This window comes from Bradyrhizobium sp. SZCCHNPS1003, from assembly GCF_032381555.1.
Lineage (GTDB): Bacteria > Pseudomonadota > Alphaproteobacteria > Rhizobiales > Xanthobacteraceae > Bradyrhizobium.
On sequence record NZ_JAUHIU010000016.1, the window covers coordinates 163,522 to 179,010 of the forward strand.

A 15,489-nucleotide genomic window follows, 5' to 3' on the forward strand; every position below is an offset into this window, starting at 1 on the left:
AAAGCGCCAGTCCCGACCCGCCGTTGGCTTCTTGTCTTGGCCCGGCCTTCTGCTAGACAGGACCGAACACAAGCGGCCAGGAAGCGCCTGAGAATCGCTCGCGAAGCCCTGTCAGGAACGGATCGGCCCACCTGCGAGATCCGACACGACCAGTCCAGGGAAGCGCCGCTCTCAGGCGACGACGGTAGTTTCGGCGAACCCGGTTAATGAGGTCTGAAGGATCTCATGAGAGCAGCATATGTCAGGTAGGAAAAAGCCCCTCGTCGTGGTGACACGCAAGCTGCCGGACTCGGTCGAGACCCGCATGCGCGAGCTGTTCGACGCCAGGCTCAATCTCGACGACGAGCCGTTGAGCCAGGAACAGCTCGCCGACGCCGTGCGCACCGCCGAGGTGCTGGTTCCGACCGTCACCGACCACATCAGCGCCGACATTCTCAATCAGCCCGATTGCAAGCTGCGCATGATCGCCAACTTCGGCAATGGCGTCGACAATATCGACGTTGCGGCGGCGGTGGCGCGCGGCATCACCGTCACCAACACGCCGAAGGTCCTCACCGAGGACACCGCCGACATGACCATGGCGCTGATCCTCGCGGTGCCGCGGCGGCTGATCGAGGGCGCCTCGATCCTGACCGAGGGCAAGAACTGGGCGGGCTGGTCGCCGACCTGGATGCTCGGCCACCGCATCGGCGGCAAGCGCTTGGGCATCATCGGCATGGGCCGCATCGGCCAGGCCGTGGCACGGCGCGCCCGCGCCTTCGGCCTGCAGATCCACTATCACAACCGCCGCCCGGTCGCTCCCGTGATCGCCGACGAGCTCGGCGCCACCTACTGGGAAAGCCTCGACCAGATGCTGGCGCGGATGGACATCATCTCGGTCAACTGCCCGCACACGCCGGCGACGTTCCATCTCTTATCGGCGCGTCGGCTGAAGCTGATCCGCAAGGACGCCTACATCGTCAACACCGCGCGCGGCGAGGTGATCGACGAGGAGACGCTGACGCGGCAGATCGAGGCCGGCGACATCGCCGGCGCCGGTCTCGACGTGTTCGAGCACGAGCCCGCGGTCAATCCGCGCCTGGTCCGCCTCGCCAAGGCCGGCAAGGTGACGCTGCTGCCGCACATGGGCTCGGCCACCATCGAGGGCCGCGTCGAGATGGGCGAGAAGGTCATCATCAACATCAAGACCTTCCTCGACAACCACCGCCCGCCGGACCGCGTGCTGCCGAGCATGCTGTAGGCCGATCGATCCGCCAGCCTCTTAGTCGGTGTCCCCGACGCGATCGCGCTGCACCTTGTCCACGACGGCAGCGGAGTGGGTGTCAAGCCCGGCACCTCATCACATGTGTCGTCCCCGCGAACGCGGGGACCCATACCGCGTGATATCTGAAACAGGCAGGCCGCACGTTCCGCGCATATCACCGAATGCGGTGGCTATGGGTTCCGGATCGGCGCCCGCCGACGCTCTCGCGTCGCCGGGCTTGTCCGGGACGACAACGGAGGACTTGGCGCGGTTCTCACCGCATTACGGCTTCTGATGCGCACCCAAATCCGCAATCACCGGCCCATCCCCGTTCAGCGGATTCGTCGGATCGCGGCCATAGCGCAGGGTCTCGAAGCGCATCGTCCGCGCGTCCAGCATCAGCAGCCGGCCGACCAGGCCCTCGCCGAAGCCGACGATCTCGCGGATCGCCTCCAGCGCCATCATCGACCCCAGCATGCCGGCGAGCGCCCCCATCACGCCAGCCTCGGCGCAGGCCGGGACGGTGCCGGGTGGCGGCGGCTCCGGGAACAGGCAGCGATAGGTCGGATTAAACTGGCCCTTCTCATCCCGCTCATGCGCCCGGATCGTCGTCAGCGACGCATCGAAGGTGCCGAGCGCGCCGGTGATCAGCGGCCGCGCGGCCAGGAAGCAGGCATCGGAGACGAGATAGCGGGTGTCGAAATTGTCGGAGCCGTCGAGCACGAGATCATAAGCGCCGATCAGATCGAGCGCGTTGTCGGCATTGAGCCAGGTCCGATGCGCCATGACGCTCACATGCGGATTGAGCGCGTTGATGCGCTCGGCGGCGCTCTCGACCTTGGGTCTGCCGATGTCGGGGGTCGCATGGATGACCTGGCGCTGCAAATTCGACAGCGACACCACGTCATCGTCGACGACGCCGATCGTGCCGACGCCGGCAGCGGCGAGATACATCAGCGCCGGCGCGCCGAGGCCGCCTGCGCCGACCGCCAGCACCGCGGCGCGCTTCAGCGCCGCCTGACCGGGACCGCCGACGTCGCGCAGCACGATGTGACGGGCATAGCGCTCCAGTTCTTCGTCGCTCAGCATCGTTGCACCGTCCTTCCGCTGCCGCACCGCTGTCAGCCCATTGTCGGCCCGTAGCGAAGACGGCGGATCTCCGCACTGAACCCTCGCCGGATTGTGACCGACCAAGCAGATGTGCTTATTTATGTCAGCGGCAAGAGCATCGGGATTTGTCATGAGACGGCTGGCCTCGGCAACCTTCATCTGCGCCATCGCCGCGTGCGCATCGGCGCAGGCACAGACGCCGCAGGGCGCGTTGCCGGGCGCCAAGCCCAAGCCTGTCGCGACCCAGCCGGTGCGCCCGGGCGTGCAGGCTCCCGCCGACACCGCCAATGCGATGAGCCAGGCCGAGCGGCTCGCGCTGCAATCCGATCTCGCCTGGGTCGGCCAGTACAATGGCGCGATCACCGGCGACGTCAGCGAGCGCATGGTCAACGCGATCAAGGAGTACCAGAAGCTCGCCGGCGGCAAGCCGACCGGCGTGTTGAACCCGCAGGAGCGCGCCGTGCTCGCCGACACCGCGCGCCGCAAGCAGGAGGGCGTCGGCTGGAAGCTCGTGACCGAACCGGTCAGCGGCGCGCGGCTCGGCATTCCCACCAAGCTGGTGCCGCAACAGACCAGCGACGGCACCGGCTCGAAATGGACCTCGCCCACCGGCACCGTGCAGGTGGCGCTGTCACGCCGCAAGGAAGCCAACCCGACCACCGCGACGCTCGCCGACCGCGAGAAGAAGGAGCCCGGCCGCACCGTCGATTACAGTGTGGTGAAGCCCGACTTCTTCGTGCTCTCGGGCCTGCAGAACCTGAAGAAGTTTTACATCCGCGGCACCTTTCGGGGCGACGAGGTGCGTATCCTGACCATCCTCTACGACCAGGCCACCGAGAACACGGTCGAGCCGGTCGTGATCGCGATGTCGAGCGCGTTCACCGCGTTTCCGTCGACATTGGCCGCGCAGCCCGCGCCACGGCGCAGCGTCGATTACGGCACCGGCATCATCGCGAGCCAGGACGGCGCCATCATCGCCGATCGCGAGGTCACCGACAGCTGCGTCGCGATCACCGTTCCCGGCTTCGGCCATGCCGAGCGCGTCGCCGAGGACAAGGAGCGCGGGCTCGCGCTACTGCGCATCTACGGCGCGCGCGGCCTGAAGCCGCTGGCGCTGTCGGGCGGCCGTGCGAAATCGTCGGTCGACATCGTCGGCATCGCCGATCCGCAGAGCCAGGGCGGCGGTGCCGCGATCAGCACCGTCAAGGCCCAGCTCGCCGCCAACGGCGCGGGTGACGCCTCGCTGGCGCCGGCGCCGGGCCTCGGCTTCTCCGGCGCGGCGGCGCTCGACGGCGATGGCAAGTTCGCCGGCGTCACCCTGCTCAAGCCAGGAATCATGGCCGGCACGGCGCTCATCCCGTCCACACAGGTCGTGATGGTGAGCGCCGATGCGACGCGCGCCTTTCTCGCCACGCATGGCGTCAAGCCCGACGGAACCTCGCTCGACGCCAAGGCGGCGACGGTGCGCGTGATCTGCGTGCGGAAGTAAAGCCTGCGCCAAACCGGTTCGGCATCGCGATCATGCCGCTGCGCACTGCGGCGCGGCAGCGTTTACGCAATGTTAAGCATGTCGTTTTAGAAAAAATTAAGGGCCCAACGGCGGCCGGCGGGGATCGGACGTGCAGCATCGCGACTGCATGGGATGATGCTCGGCGATGCCGATCGCTTGCCCGCGGCTCGCTGCCACTCAACTTCCTAGCACCTTGCTATCAACTCGGAACGGCTCCCGCCGTAGTCAACCGGTCTGTGCAGGCACAGGCCGAGCGTGAGATGGTTCGAACAGTTTTGTCGGCGTGCTGATTCGGACCACCGCGATCGCTCTTCATGAGTTGGATCGGGCCGGGACTGTCCTGAGCGAGAATAGCTCTGCACCGCGATCGCGATGCACTCAGCTTTGGCGTTCTCATAAGTTCCGTCAACATCCGAAGGACTGTCTCCCGATGTACACGATCGTTTTGGCCACGCAGAAGGGCGGCAGCGGCAAGAGCACGCTGGCGATTGGTCTGGCCGTGGCGGCCCAGCAGGCCGGCCACAAGGTGCGCGTGATCGAAACCGACCGTCAGGGCACGCTCACGAAATGGCAGGCGCGCCGCGCCGCGGGCGAGCCGATCGTCGAAGCCGTCTACGATGCCAAGACGATCGAGCCTCGCCTCGATGCGCTGGCCCGCGACGGCGTCACCCTCTGCGTGATCGACACCGGGGCCGGCATCACGGCATCCACGACGGCCGCGATCCGCCACTGCGATCTGTGCCTCATTCCGGCGCGGCCGAGCGTCGCCGACATCGAGGCGACGGCACCGACGCTCAGCGTCGTCAAAGCCTGGCGCAAGCCGTTCGCCTTCGTGCTCAACCAGGCCCCGATCCGCGGCGGCCACCGCGTCACCGACGCGACGACCGCGCTCGACGCCGACGCTCCACGCGACATCGCCGAGGTGCTGGCGCAACCCTTCATCATGATGCGCAACGACCACCAGGACGCGCTCGCCGCCGGTCTCGGCGTCAGCGAGTTCGACGCGGCCGGCAAGTCGGCGCAGGAGATTCGCAGCCTGTGGCGCTGGACCGCGGGCAAGCTCGCCGGCGACCACGTCATGCACGACGCGGGCGAGCTGAAGGACGCGAGCGAGCACGCCGAGGTCGAATTCCCGATCATGCTGACGCCGCAGGCCGAGGAGGCCAAGGTGCCGGTGGCGCGGGCCTATCCGACCTGGGCCGACAACGGCATCAACTGGAAGGCTGGGTTGTAGTTGGAATTTGCTCTGAGCTTTCACGGCGCGGGCGGTGCGCTCCCTCTCCCCGCAAGGCTGGGAGAGGTTCAGAAACCCGACGACCGCGCGCCCGTCTCCAGCGCCTTGATCCGCGCATCGGCGCGACGCAGGCGGCGGCACAGCTCGCGATTGATGTTTTGCATCACGATCACATAGGCCTGGATGTCGGCCTTGTAGAACGCGTAGAGATTCTGTGCCGTCAGCTCATACAAGATGGTCGGCGTCTCCGCGACCACCGTGGCCGACCTGTTCTGCATTTCGAGCAAGGTCATCTCGCCAAAGAAATCGCCGGGCGCGAGAGACGACATGCGGATCGCAATGCCCGTCTCCAAGCGCTCGCTCACCTCCAGCGTGCCGCTGTGCACGACGAACATCGAGCGGCCCGCCTCGCCTTCGGCGACGACCACGGCGCCCCTATCGAAGCGGCGCTCCACCAGCATCGAGACCAGCAGATCGAGGCTCGCGTCGGGCAGGCCGCCAAAGAACGGCGTCGCGAGCAGGAATGCTTTCAGATCGGGCGAGCTGACAGCCATGGCCGCAGTATACGCCCACCCTCGTCCGTCACAAGCGGACCCGCGCAGCCGGCCATGCCGGCGCGTCGGCTGCTACATCACTTCTGGCACTTCGGACACCAGAAGGTCGAGCGTCCGTTCTGCACGAAACGCTTCACCACGCCGCTGCAGCCATCCGTCCGGCACGGCTCGCCTTCGCGGTCATAGACCTGGAACGAATGCTGGAAATAGCCGAGCTCGCCTGATGTCTGGCGGTGATCGCGCAGCGATGAGCCGCCCGCGCGGATCGCCTCGTTGAGCACGGTGTGGATCGCTTCCACCAGACCCCTGGCGTGATCCGTGGGCTCGCCCTTCTTCGTGGCGAGCGTCGCCGCCAGCCGCCGCGGCGACAGGTGCGCGCGGAACAGCGCCTCGCAGACATAGATGTTGCCGAGCCCGGCGACGACGCGCTGGTCGAGCAGCGCCGCCTTCAGGCTGGTCTTCTTGCCGGCACAGGCGCGCGCCAGCATGCCGGCATCGAATTCGTTGCCGAGCGGCTCGGGCCCGAGATCCTTCAGATGCGGCTCGGCCTCGAGCTCGCCGCGGGCGATGATCTTCATGAAGCCGAAGCGGCGCGGATCGTTGAATACGATGTCGGCACCTGACGACATGTGAAACACGACATGGTCGTGCACGCTGTCCTTGCCGCGCGGAGTGTGAAACTCGCCCGGCGTCTCCTCGTGCTCCGGCTTGATCACCCGGAACGAGCCGGACATGCCCAGATGCATCAGCAGCACGTCGCCGGAGCCGAGGTCGGCCAGCAGATATTTGGCGCGCCGGCCGAGCCCCCTGACGGTCTGGCCCTGCAGGCGCTTCGCAAAATCGGGCTGGAACGGAAACCGCAGGTCGCCACGCCGGGCCTCGGCTTTGACGATGACCGCGCCTTCCATGACCGGCTGCAGCCCGCGCCGGACGGTCTCGACTTCGGGCAGCTCAGGCATTCCTGTTCATTTCACCTTTTGCATCCGCGACCATTCACCTTGTCCGGCTGACGTGATAGCGCCTTGGCCGCATCGGCGCTATGGTGCTGTATCGGAGTAAGGGTGATGGATCAGCCGGACCAAACCACTCATTTCGGCTTCAGGGATGTGCCTCTGGGCGAGAAGCAGACGCTGGTGAACGACGTGTTTCACAGCGTGGCCTCGCGCTATGACCTGATGAACGACCTGATGTCGGGCGGACTGCACCGCGTCTGGAAGGACATCATGATCAACACGCTCAACCCGCCGAAGAGCGATGCGCCGTTCGCGCTGCTCGACGTCGCCGGCGGCACCGGCGACATCTCCTTCCGCGCCGCCAGGAAGGCCGGCTCAGGCTTCCATGCCACCGTCTGCGACATCAATGGCGACATGCTCGAGGTCGGCCGCCAGCGCGCGCTGAAGCAGGCTCTCGAGGACAAGGTCTCGTTCGTCGAGGGCAATGCCGAAAAGCTCGCCTTCCCCGACCGCTCCTTCGACGCCTATACGATCGCGTTCGGCATCCGCAACGTGCCGCAGATCGAGTTGGCGCTCGCAGAAGCCCATCGCGTGCTCAAGCATGGCGGCCGCTTCCTGTGCCTGGAGTTCTCGACCGTCGAGGTGCCCGGGCTCGACAAGCTCTACGACCTGTTCTCCTTCAACGTGATCCCGCAGCTCGGCCGCGCCGTCACCGGCGATGCCGAGTCCTACCGCTACCTCGTCGAATCGATCCGCCAGTTTCCGCGCCCCAGCGCCTTCGCCGAGATGATCTCGGCCGCCGGCTTCTCCCGCGTGTCCTGGCAGACTCTCTCCGGCGGCATCGTCGCGCTTCATTCCGGCTGGCGTTTGTGATCTCCGCACTCACTCACATTACGCGGCTCGCCCGGGCCGCCTTCGTGTTCGCGCGCGAGGGCGTGTTCGGCGCTGTCGATCCGAGCCTGGCGCCGCCGCCGGGCCAGCTCGCGCTCAAGCTGGCGCGGCTGGTCGAGCGCCCCGGCGCCAAATCCGGACCAAGATTGTCGCGGGCGCTGGAGCGCATGGGCCCGGCCTATCTCAAGCTCGGCCAGTTCCTGGCGACGCGGCCCGACGTCGTCGGCGTCATCATGGCGCGCGACCTCGAATCGCTGCAGGACCGGCTGCCGCCATTCCCGCAGGCCGAGGCCGAGGCGGTCATCGCCACCGCCCTCGAACGTCCGATCAGCCAGCTGTTCACGCATCTCGGCCCGCCGGTCGCCGCCGCCTCGATCGCGCAGGTGCATCGCGGCGAGGTCGAACACGACGGCATTCGTCGTCCGGTCGCGGTGAAGGTGCTTCGGCCCAACGTCGCCGCGCGCTTCCGCCGCGACCTCTCCGATTTCTTCTTCGTCGCCGAAAAGGCCGAGGCGCATTCGTCGGAAGCGCGGCGGCTGCGGCTGGTCGAGGTCATCAACACGATGTCGCGCTCGGTCGCGATGGAGATGGACCTTCGCCTGGAGGCCGCCGCGCTCTCGGAGATGGCGGAAAACATCAAGGACGATCCGGACTTCCGCGTGCCCGCGGTCGACTGGGATCGCACCGCCAACACCGTGCTCACGATGGAGTGGATCGACGGCATCGCGCTGAACGATCACGCCCGACTCGCGGAGGCCAATGTCGATCTGCCCGACGTCGGCCGCAAGGTGATCCAGAGCTTTCTGCGCCACGCCCTGCGCGACGGCTTCTTTCACGCCGACATGCATCCGGGCAACCTGTTCCTGGACCAGCAGGGGCGGCTGGTCGCGGTCGATTTCGGCATCATGGGCCGGCTCGGCATGAAGGAGCGGCGCTTCCTGGCCGAAATCCTGCTCGGCTTCATCACCCGCGACTATCGCCGCGTCGCCGAGGTGCATTTCGAGGCCGGCTACGTGCCGCCGCATCATTCGGTGGAGAATTTCGCGCAAGCCATCCGCGCCATCGGCGAGCCGATCCACAACCGCACGGCCGAAGAAATCTCGATGGCCAAGCTGCTGACCCTGCTGCTCGAGGTCACCGGCCTGTTCGACATGCGCACCCGGCCCGAGCTGATCCTGCTGCAGAAGACCATGGTGGTGGTCGAGGGCGTCGCGCGCGGCTTCGATCCCAAGCTCGACATCTGGAAGGTCGCCGATCCCGTGGTGCGCGAATGGATCGAGCGTAATCTCGGCCCGCTCGGCCGCATCGAAGGCGCCGTGTCCGGCGTCGGCGACCTGGTCCGGCTCAGCGCGACCCTGCCCGTGCTCGCCGCCCGCGCCGCCGCCGTGCTGGAGCACATGGAGACCATGACCCGCGACGGCCTGCGCCTGTCGCCGGAAACCATCGCCGCCATGGGCCGCACCGAAGGCAAGAAGAGCCGCTGGCGCGCCATCGCGCTGTGGGTCATCGCGCTGACCTTCATCGGCATCCTGTTCGCGGTGCTCAGGTTGTGACGAAGATGTAGGGTGGGCAAAGGCGCAGCCGTACCGTTTCCGCGTGCGAGATCGCAGTGGCGCCGTGCCCACCGTCCTACCGATGCATGCGCATCGACGGTGGGCACGCTGCCGCCCGCGGCGGCCGCTTTGCCCACCCTGATTGCACTGCTGTCATTTTCTGCTAGCATTGCACTCACAACGACAATGCTGGGGAGGCGGTCATGGCGAGCCTGACCATCCGCAAGCTGGACGACTCTCTCAAGACTTATCTGCGACTGCGCTCGGCGCAGAACGGGCGCTCCGTCGAGGAGGAAGTCCGGGTCATCCTGCGCGCGCTGATCGAGCCTGTCGATCCGTCCGAGCCGCCAATGGCGCCGCCAGCTCCAGCCAACCCGTCTGCCCCGCTCGTCCCCCAGCCCGGCCAGGTGCGCGACCCGCGCGTTACCCTGATCATCGGCGGCGGCATCGCCGCCTACAAATCGCTCGACCTGATCCGGCGGCTGAAGGAGCGCCACATTCACGTCCGCTGCGTGCTGACCAAGGCGGCGACGCAATTCGTGACCGAGCTCGCCGCATCGGCGCTGTCGGGAGATCGTGTCTTCACCGATCTGTTCGACGCACGCAGCGAGTTCGACGTCGGCCATATCCGGCTCGCGCGCGACTGCGACCTGATCGTGGTGGCACCGGCGACCGCCGACCTGATGTCGAAGATGGCGCACGGCGCCGCCGACGACCTCGCCAGCGCCATCCTGCTCGCGGCGAGCCGGCCGATCCTGCTGGCGCCGGCGATGAACCCGATGATGTGGAGCAACCCGGCGACGCGCCGCAACGCCGCGACCCTGCAGCGCGACGGCGTACAGATGATCGGGCCGAACGCCGGCGAGATGGCGGAGAAGGGCGAGGCCGGTATCGGCCGCATGGCCGAGCCGACCGAGATTGCGGACGCCGTCGTCGCCATGCTCAAGCCGCCGACGCCGCGCCCGCTCGCCGGCCGCCGCGTGCTGATCACCGCGGGCCCCACCCACGAGCCGATCGACCCGGTGCGCTACATCGCCAACCGCTCCTCCGGCAAGCAGGGCTTTGCGATCGCCGCCGCCGCGCAGGCCGCCGGCGCCGACGTGCGGCTGATCGCAGGACCGGTGGAGCTTGCCGACCCCAAGGGCGTCAGCGTCACCCACGTCGAATCGGCGCGGCAGATGCTGGAGGCCGTCGAAGCCGAGCTGCCCGCCGACGTCGCGATCTTCGCCGCAGCGGTGGCCGACTGGCGCGTCGCCAATGAAGGCGGCCAGAAGCTGAAGAAGACCGACAAGGCGATCCCGCCGCTGACGCTGGTCGAGAACCCCGACATCCTCGCCACGATCTCGAAGCTGAAGGAGAAGCGGCCGGGACTCGTGATCGGCTTCGCCGCCGAGACGGAACATCTGATCGACAACGCCAAAGCCAAGTTCGCGCGCAAGGGCTGCGACTGGATCGTCGCCAACGACGTCTCGCCTTCGACCGGCGTGATGGGCGGCGACCGCAACACCGTGCATCTCTTGACGAGGGATGCCGATGGCGTCCATGTCGCGTCGTGGCCGATCATGACCAAGGACGAGGTCGCGACTGCGCTCGTCGCCGAGATCGCCAGAACCATGGGGCCCGTTGCGTGACACAGACGATAGCGATCGACGTGCAGATCCTGCCGCATGGCGAGGGACTGCCGCTGCCGGCCTATCAGACCGCACATGCCGCGGGGCTCGATCTGCTCGCCGCCGTTCCGCCCGATGCGCCGCTCGTCCTTGGGTCAGGCAGCCACGCGATGGTGCCGACGGGACTGTCGATCGCGCTGCCCGACGGCTACGAGGCCCAGGTGCGGCCGCGTTCGGGGCTCGCTGCGCGGCACGGCGTCACGGTGCTGAACTCACCGGGCACGGTGGACGCGGACTACCGCGGCGAGATCTGCGTGCTGCTGATCAACCACGGCAAGGAACCGTTTACGATTCGCCGCGGCGAGCGCATCGCGCAGATGGTGATCGCCTCCGTGGTGCGCGCCGAGCTCAGCCTCGCGACAACCTTGCCGACCACCGCGCGCGGCAGCGGCGGCTTCGGCTCGACGGGCCGTTGAACTACGGGCTTGCCACTGTTCCGACTCGAAAGAGTCGATCGGCGGACGCATTTTCCTCAGGCGCAACCATCGTTCACGGTCTGGACTCTTACCGCTGGAGTCCCGAAGCGGTTATGGTTGATTGATTCGTGAGACGGCGCGGGCGACGCGATCGGCGCCGCCCGAAACTTCGTGCGGTTTGGGGCAAATATGTCGGGCGTGATCGTGGTGATGCGTCAGACGCTGCTGTCGTGCACGTCACTCGCGCGCAAGGGCCTGATGGGTCTCGCTGCGACTGCGCTTGCGCCGGCGACGCCGGGCTTCGCAGGCGGTGGCGTGCCGGCGGATGCGATCACGACGCTGTTCGAGCTGAGCCGTCCTGATGTCGCCGAGGTGACGGCGATGCTGGCGCTGCTCGGCTTCTCCGTCGTCGCCGCGGTCGCGCTGGTGCGCACGCGTCTGGCGGCCGGCCGGAAGGAAGCGCGGCTGCGCGCCGACATCGCCGAGCTGCAATTGCAGGCCGATCGCTACCGCGCGCTGCTGTTTGCCGAGCCGCAGATCCTGATCGCCTGGCCGGCCGGCGGCCACCGCCCGCAGATCTCCGGCGACACCGCGATGCTGGTCCCGCAGGATCAGCCGCAGCGCATTCTCGCCTTCGGAACCTGGCTGCCGCCGGAGCCCGCGCTGCAGCTCGACCGCGCCGTCGACGCGCTGCGCGAGGCGGGCGAGGGCTTCATGCTCAATCTCACCACCTCGCACGGCCATGCCATCGAGGCGATGGGCCGCGCCATCGGCGGCCAGGCCATCGTGCGCATCCGCGAATTGTCCGGCCTGCGCCGCGAGCTCGCCGAGACGCAGCTCCGCTTCAAGGCGCTCGGCGAGGAGACGGAGTCGCTGCGCGCGCTGGCATCGGCGCTGCCGTGGCCGATCTGGGCACGGCAGGCCAATGGCGCCCTCGCTTACGTCAACGCCGCCTATGCCCGTGCCGCCGATGCCCGCGACGTGCCGGACGCGATCAGCCGCAACATCGAGCTGCTCGACTCCGCCGACCGTACCGACCTGCAGCGCGCACTCGGCGCCAACGGCCGTTTCGAGGGCCGGCTGCCGATCGTGACCGGCGGCGAGCGCCGCATGTATGACGTGCGCGCCTTCATGCTGGGCCACGGCAGCGCCGGCGTCGCCATCGACGCCAGCGAGGCGGCGGCGCTGGATGCGGCCGTGGTGCGGATGCGGGAAGCACACCGGCGCACGCTCGATCAGTTGTCCTCGGGCGTGGCCGTGTTCGACGGCCAGCGCCGGCTCGCCTTCTACAACGACTCCTATCGCCGGCTGTGGGGTCTCGATCCCGCCTTCCTGGACAGCCAGCCGGATGACTCGTCGGTGCTCGACCGTCTCCGCGCCGCGCGCAAGCTGCCCGAGCAGGCCGACTTCCGGGCCTGGAAGGCCAAGCTTCACGAGGCCTATCGCGCCGTCGAAGCCGCCAAGGACACCTGGTTCCTTCCCGACGGCCGCGCTTTATCGGTCGTCACCACGCCAAACCCGGAAGGCGGCGTCACCTATCTGTTCGACGACGTCACCGAGAGCTTCGCGCTTGCGCGCCGCTTCGACGGCCTGATCCGGGTCCAGCGCGAGACGCTCGACAGCCTCGCCGAAGGCGTCGCGGTGTTCGGCTCGAACGGCCGGGTCGAGCTGTTCAATCCGGCCTTCGCCAAGATGTGGCGGCTGTCGCCGGATCAGCTGCGCGAGCATCCGCATATCGACACCGTGGAATCCTGGTGCCATCAGCTCTATGACGACGCGGTCGCCTGGCGCACCATCCGCGAGGCCATCACCTCGATCGAGAACCGGCTCGACGTTGCGCTGAAGCTCGAGCGCAAGGACGGCAGCGTGCTCGACTGCATGAGCCGGCCGCTGCCCGACGGCGCGACCATGCTCACCTTCCAGGACATCACTGATACCGAGAATGTCGAACGGGCCCTGCGCGAGAGCAACGAGGCGCTCGAAGCCGCCGGCCAGATGAAGATCGACTTCGTCCACCACGTGTCCTACGAGCTGCGCGCGCCGCTGACGACGATCATCGGCTTCGCGCATTTCCTGTCCGATCCGTCGACCGGGCCGCTGACGCCGAAGCAGGCCGAGTATCTCGACTACGTCACCAAATCGACCAACGCGCTGCTGGCGCTGACCAACAACATTCTCGACCTCGCCACCATCGATGCCGGCGCCATGAAGCTCGAGCTCGGGCCGGTCGACGCCGCCAAGGCGATCGAGGCCGCGGCCGAAGGCGTGCAGGACCGGCTTGCCACGGATCGCATCCGATTGACGATCGCGGTGGACCCCGATGTCGGCTCCTTCGTCGGCGACGAGCGCCGCGTCGTCCAGGTCCTCTACAATCTGCTCGCCAATGCCGTCGGCTTCTCGCCGCCGGATTCGAGCGTCGCCGTCAGCGCCCGCCGCACCGATCACAGCGTCATCTTCGCGGTCACCGATTCCGGCCCCGGCATTCCGCCCGAGGTGAAGGACAAGGTATTCGAATGGTTCGAGAGCCATTCGCAGGGCTCGCGCCATCGCGGCGCCGGGCTCGGCCTGTCGCTGGTGCGCTCCTTCGTCGAGCTGCATGGCGGCAGGGTGCGGATGGATTCGGTGGTCGGCAAGGGCACCACGGTCACCTGTGACTTCCCGACCGACCACGTCGCGCAACGCAACGCCGCGGAATGACGGACCAGCTGACATTCACCACCGCGCTGGCGGACGAGACCGCCACCGCCGCCCTGATGGCCGATCTCGCGCTGCTGATCGGCCCGGGTGCACTGATCACGCTCACCGGCGATCTCGGCGCCGGCAAGACGGCGGCGGCGCGGGCGATGATCCGGTACCTCGCCGGCGACGACGAGCTGGAGGTGCCGAGTCCGACCTTCACTCTGGCGCAGAGCTACGATCTGCCGAGCTTCCCGCTGGTGCATGCCGATCTCTATCGCATCAGCGACGCATCGGAGCTCGAGGAGATCGGCCTGTCGCCGCTGCCGGAGGCGACCGTCGTGCTGATCGAATGGCCGGAGCGCGCCGGCGGCACTCTCCCGCTGGACCGCGTCGACATCGCGCTGCGCCACGATCCATCGCAGGGCGACACCGCCCGCAGCGCCGAGATCACCGGCAGCGGCAAGGCGGCCGCGGTGGTTGCACGGCTGAAAGCCTTGCGCGAATTCCTCGCCGAGGCCGGGCACGCCAGATCGCGCCGCGAGCACATGGCCGGCGACGCCTCGACCCGCTCCTATGCGCGGCTCCACAAGGGCGAGCGCGTCTACATCCTGATGAACTCGCCGAAGCGGCCCGACGGCCCGGCGAGCTACAACGGCAAGCCCTATAGCGGCGCCGTGCATCTCGCCGAGGACGTTCGCCCGTTCGTCGCGATCGCCGCCGCCTTGCGCGGACGCGGCATCTCGGCGCCGAAGATCAACGACGCCGATCTCGGCCACGGCTTTCTCGTCACCGAGGATCTCGGACGCGAGGGCGTGATCGAGGGCGACCCGCCACGGCCGGTCGTGGAGCGCTACGAGGCCGCAGTCGATGTTCTCGCGTCGCTGCATGGGCAGGACGTGCCCGCCGTGCTGCCGCTGGCGCCGCAGGTGACCTACAAGGTCCCGACCTTCGACATCGACGCGATGCTGATCGAGATCGGCCTGATGCTCGAATGGTACCTGCCCGACCGTGGCGTGGAGCTGTCGCAGGTGCTGCGCGCCGAATTCCTGGAAAAATGGCGCGAGTTGCTGGAGGCGCCGCTCGCGGCCAAGCCGACCTGGGTGATCCGCGACTATCATTCGCCGAACCTGCTGTGGCTGCCGTCGCGCGAAGGCATCGCGCGCGTGGGCGTGATCGACTTCCAGGACGCGGTGATGGGCCCGCCGGCTTACGACGTGGTCTCCCTGGCGCAGGACGCCCGGATCGACGTGTCGGCGGAGATCGAGCAGGCGCTCCGAGAGCGCTACATCGCCGCACGCCAAGCTGCGCCGACGGACTTCGACGCCGACGAATTCGGCACGCACTACGCGATCATGTCCGCCCAGCGCAACACCCGCCTGCTGGGCACCTTCGCCCGCCTCAACCGCCGTGACGGCAAGCCGCACTACCTCAAGCACCAGCCTCGCATCTGGGACTATCTCCACCGCGCGCTGGCGCACGCGGCGCTGGAGCCGCTACGCGATTGGTACGCGGCGAATGTGCCGCCACCGGCTGGCGTAGCTTGAGGCACCCTCTCACGGCACCGACGGTGCGCTCCCCTCCCCCTTGCGGGGAGGGGTCGGGGTGGGGGTCTCCGGGGGTATGAACCGGGCTGAGTCCTGACAATTCAGACCGGGTTGATTCCTGACAGGCAAGCT

The 15,489-nt window shown here is 67.8% G+C and carries 12 protein-coding genes; 9 read left to right on the top strand and 3 right to left on the bottom strand.

Features of this window, described 5'->3' with window-relative positions:
- Positions 1–238: 238 nt before the first annotated feature.
- Positions 239–1,240, top strand: coding sequence for a D-glycerate dehydrogenase (locus tag QX126_RS25370; RefSeq protein WP_315735614.1), 1,002 nt, complete (start codon positions 239–241; stop codon positions 1,238–1,240).
- 285 nt (positions 1,241–1,525) lie between these two features.
- Here the strand turns inward: QX126_RS25370 and QX126_RS25375 are convergent, their stop codons facing one another.
- Entirely contained in the window at positions 1,526–2,332 is an 807-nt protein-coding gene (locus QX126_RS25375) for a molybdopterin-synthase adenylyltransferase MoeB (RefSeq protein ID WP_315784424.1), read from the bottom strand.
- 151 nt (positions 2,333–2,483) lie between these two features.
- Here QX126_RS25375 and QX126_RS25380 point away from each other — a divergent pair, with 151 nt between their 5' ends.
- Both QX126_RS25380 and QX126_RS25385 read left to right on the top strand, forming a co-directional pair.
- On the top strand, positions 2,484–3,842 hold the full coding sequence (locus tag QX126_RS25380; RefSeq protein ID WP_315784425.1) for a peptidoglycan-binding protein: 1,359 nt from the start codon (positions 2,484–2,486) through the stop codon (positions 3,840–3,842).
- 451 nt (positions 3,843–4,293) lie between these two features.
- Positions 4,294–5,097, top strand: coding sequence for a ParA family protein (locus QX126_RS25385; RefSeq protein ID WP_315784427.1), 804 nt, complete (start codon positions 4,294–4,296; stop codon positions 5,095–5,097).
- Positions 5,098–5,165: 68 nt separating this feature from the next.
- Here the strand turns inward: QX126_RS25385 and QX126_RS25390 are convergent, their stop codons facing one another.
- Together QX126_RS25390 and mutM are read right to left on the bottom strand one after the other, a co-directional pair.
- Positions 5,166–5,651, bottom strand: coding sequence for a cyclic nucleotide-binding domain-containing protein (locus tag QX126_RS25390; RefSeq protein WP_315775824.1), 486 nt, complete (start codon positions 5,649–5,651; stop codon positions 5,166–5,168).
- Positions 5,652–5,728: 77 nt separating this feature from the next.
- The gene (mutM, locus tag QX126_RS25395) at positions 5,729–6,610 is read right to left on the bottom strand and encodes a bifunctional DNA-formamidopyrimidine glycosylase/DNA-(apurinic or apyrimidinic site) lyase (RefSeq protein ID WP_315775825.1); all 882 of its coding nucleotides are present in this window, start codon (positions 6,608–6,610) and stop codon (positions 5,729–5,731) included.
- Positions 6,611–6,715: 105 nt separating this feature from the next.
- Here mutM and ubiE point away from each other — a divergent pair, with 105 nt between their 5' ends.
- From ubiE to tsaE, 6 genes are all read left to right on the top strand, one after another.
- On the top strand, positions 6,716–7,477 hold the full coding sequence (gene ubiE, locus QX126_RS25400) for a bifunctional demethylmenaquinone methyltransferase/2-methoxy-6-polyprenyl-1,4-benzoquinol methylase UbiE (protein WP_315735623.1): 762 nt from the start codon (positions 6,716–6,718) through the stop codon (positions 7,475–7,477).
- Positions 7,474–9,048 carry a 2-polyprenylphenol 6-hydroxylase gene (ubiB, locus tag QX126_RS25405; protein WP_315758143.1) on the top strand — a complete coding sequence of 525 codons (1,575 nt, stop codon included), beginning with the start codon at positions 7,474–7,476 and terminating at the stop codon, positions 9,046–9,048. Before ubiE ends, ubiB begins: the two co-directional genes overlap by 4 nt.
- Before the next feature lie 203 nt (positions 9,049–9,251).
- Positions 9,252–10,679: a bifunctional phosphopantothenoylcysteine decarboxylase/phosphopantothenate--cysteine ligase CoaBC gene (gene coaBC / locus QX126_RS25410; protein ID WP_315784429.1), complete on the top strand. Its 1,428-nt coding sequence runs from the start codon at positions 9,252–9,254 to the stop codon at positions 10,677–10,679.
- Positions 10,676–11,134 (top strand): dUTP diphosphatase, encoded by a 459-nt coding sequence (dut, locus tag QX126_RS25415; protein WP_315784430.1) that lies wholly within the window; start codon positions 10,676–10,678, stop codon positions 11,132–11,134. The genes coaBC and dut overlap by 4 nt, the downstream gene beginning before the upstream one ends.
- A 189-nt stretch (positions 11,135–11,323) precedes the next feature.
- Positions 11,324–13,831 (top strand): sensor histidine kinase, encoded by a 2,508-nt coding sequence (locus QX126_RS25420; RefSeq protein WP_315784433.1) that lies wholly within the window; start codon positions 11,324–11,326, stop codon positions 13,829–13,831.
- Positions 13,828–15,357: a tRNA (adenosine(37)-N6)-threonylcarbamoyltransferase complex ATPase subunit type 1 TsaE gene (gene tsaE / locus QX126_RS25425; RefSeq protein WP_315784435.1), complete on the top strand. Its 1,530-nt coding sequence runs from the start codon at positions 13,828–13,830 to the stop codon at positions 15,355–15,357. The genes QX126_RS25420 and tsaE overlap by 4 nt, the downstream gene beginning before the upstream one ends.
- The last annotated feature ends 132 nt before the right edge of the window (positions 15,358–15,489 follow it).

What these genes read in the sequence shown, in the direction of transcription:
- QX126_RS25390 (WP_315775824.1), bottom strand. Translation starts at nt 5,651, where the DNA reads ATGGCTGTCAGCTCGCCCGATCTGAAAGCATTCCTGCTCGCGACGCCG.
- QX126_RS25370 (WP_315735614.1), top strand. Translation starts at nt 239, where the DNA reads ATGTCAGGTAGGAAAAAGCCCCTCGTCGTGGTGACACGCAAGCTGCCG.
- QX126_RS25420 (WP_315784433.1), top strand. Translation starts at nt 11,324, where the DNA reads ATGTCGGGCGTGATCGTGGTGATGCGTCAGACGCTGCTGTCGTGCACG.
- QX126_RS25380 (WP_315784425.1), top strand. Translation starts at nt 2,484, where the DNA reads ATGAGACGGCTGGCCTCGGCAACCTTCATCTGCGCCATCGCCGCGTGC.
- QX126_RS25375 (WP_315784424.1), bottom strand. Translation starts at nt 2,332, where the DNA reads ATGCTGAGCGACGAAGAACTGGAGCGCTATGCCCGTCACATCGTGCTG.
- coaBC (WP_315784429.1), top strand. Translation starts at nt 9,252, where the DNA reads ATGGCGAGCCTGACCATCCGCAAGCTGGACGACTCTCTCAAGACTTAT.
- QX126_RS25385 (WP_315784427.1), top strand. Translation starts at nt 4,294, where the DNA reads ATGTACACGATCGTTTTGGCCACGCAGAAGGGCGGCAGCGGCAAGAGC.
- ubiE (WP_315735623.1), top strand. Translation starts at nt 6,716, where the DNA reads ATGGATCAGCCGGACCAAACCACTCATTTCGGCTTCAGGGATGTGCCT.
- tsaE (WP_315784435.1), top strand. Translation starts at nt 13,828, where the DNA reads ATGACGGACCAGCTGACATTCACCACCGCGCTGGCGGACGAGACCGCC.
- mutM (WP_315775825.1), bottom strand. Translation starts at nt 6,610, where the DNA reads ATGCCTGAGCTGCCCGAAGTCGAGACCGTCCGGCGCGGGCTGCAGCCG.